Annotated in this window: 2 protein-coding genes and 1 pseudogene; 2 read left to right on the forward strand and 1 reads right to left on the reverse strand. The window is 73.0% G+C overall.

Features of this window, described 5'->3' with window-relative positions; translation table 11 throughout:
• Window positions 1-135: 135 nt before the first annotated feature.
• Together G3I42_RS07345 and G3I42_RS07350 are read left to right on the forward strand one after the other, a co-directional pair.
• A complete protein-coding gene (locus G3I42_RS07345) occupies window positions 136-570 on the forward strand; it encodes a roadblock/LC7 domain-containing protein (protein WP_164283512.1) in 435 nt (144 codons plus the stop codon).
• A 6-nt stretch (window positions 571-576) separates the two neighbouring features.
• Window positions 577-951 carry a hypothetical protein gene (locus G3I42_RS07350; protein WP_007825953.1) on the forward strand — a complete coding sequence of 125 codons (375 nt, stop codon included), beginning with the start codon at window positions 577-579 and terminating at the stop codon, window positions 949-951.
• Window positions 952-967: 16 nt separating this feature from the next.
• On the opposite strand, the pseudogene G3I42_RS07355 reads toward G3I42_RS07350, so the two are convergent.
• A pseudogene (locus G3I42_RS07355) lies at window positions 968-1,175 on the reverse strand (hypothetical protein); the annotation flags it as partial.

Genomic DNA, 1,175 nt, shown 5'->3' on the forward strand with positions numbered 1-1,175 from the left:
CCGCCCCCGCCTCGGCGGCGGGCTGCTGCCCCGCGTGCAGGACCCCGACATCGCCCTGCTGCGCCGGCTGCGCGACGCGCTGGAGGCCGCGCTGTGATCCGGGGGCTGAGACAACGCGCCGAAAGGAGACAACTCATGGCGGCGGAGACCGAAGTCCTCGACGAACTGCACCGCTTGCGGGCCCGCGTACCGCAGTTGACCGGGGCGCTCGCGGGCAGCGTGGACGGGCTCGTGCTCGCCCAGGACACCCCCGGCGTCGAGGCGGAGGGCCTCGCCGCGCTCACCGCCGCCTCGCTCGGCGTCGCGCTGCGGATGGCCGAGGCGACCGGGCGCGGCGGTCTGCGCGAACTCCTCGTGCGCGGCGAGCGCGGATACGTGGCGACCTACGCCGCGGGCGGCGCCGCCGTGCTGACCCTCCTGGCCGACGCGCGCGTCAACGTCGGCAGGCTCCACCTGGAAGGACGCCGATCCGCGAGCCGGATCGGCGAACTGGTCGACGCGGCGCTGGAACGCGGCGCCGACCAGCGAGAGACGGTCCGGTCACCGAGGCCGGCCACGGAAAGGATGTAGCGACTCATGGCCAACACCGAAGCCTCCCTCAAGGACGCGATGGCATCGATCGACGGGGCTGTCGGAGTCGCCCTCGTCGACTACACGAGCGGTATGGCACTCGGCACGATGGGCGGCGGCAAGGACTTCAACCTGGAGGTCGCCGCCGCCGGGAACACCGACGTGGTCCGCGCCAAGCTCCGCACGATGGAACACCTCGGGCTCCAGGACAGCATCGAGGACATCCTCATCACGCTCGGCACCCAGTACCACATGATCCGCCTGCTCAAGGCGAAGGGCGGCAACGGCCTCTTCCTGTACCTGGTCCTCGACAACACGCGCGCCAACCTCGCGATGGCGCGCCACCAGTTGAAGAAGATCGAGGCCGAACTGGAGGTCTGAGCGCGGTACTCCGGGATCAGCGGCGCCGTGCCCCGCCGGGCGCGGCGTCGCCCGCCCCGGTCCCCGTCGTGGCCCAGCCCCCGGTGGTACGGGAGACGGGACCGCCGCCGCGCCCGTCGAGCCGGTCCGCGGGCAGCCAGTACAGCGACTCCGCGCGCCGCTCCGCCTGCCCAAGCCACCGCGCCTTGAGCCACAGCCCCATCCCGCAGCCCGCGAGGACGAGC

Origin of the sequence: Streptomyces sp. SID11385 (genome assembly GCF_010548245.1) — a bacterium.
Lineage (GTDB): Bacteria > Actinomycetota > Actinomycetes > Streptomycetales > Streptomycetaceae > Streptomyces.

Excerpts from the sequence above, each read along its gene's own strand:
- G3I42_RS07345 (WP_164283512.1), top strand. The coding sequence starts at position 136 with ATGGCGGCGGAGACCGAAGTCCTCGACGAACTGCACCGCTTGCGGGCC.
- G3I42_RS07350 (WP_007825953.1), top strand. The coding sequence starts at position 577 with ATGGCCAACACCGAAGCCTCCCTCAAGGACGCGATGGCATCGATCGAC.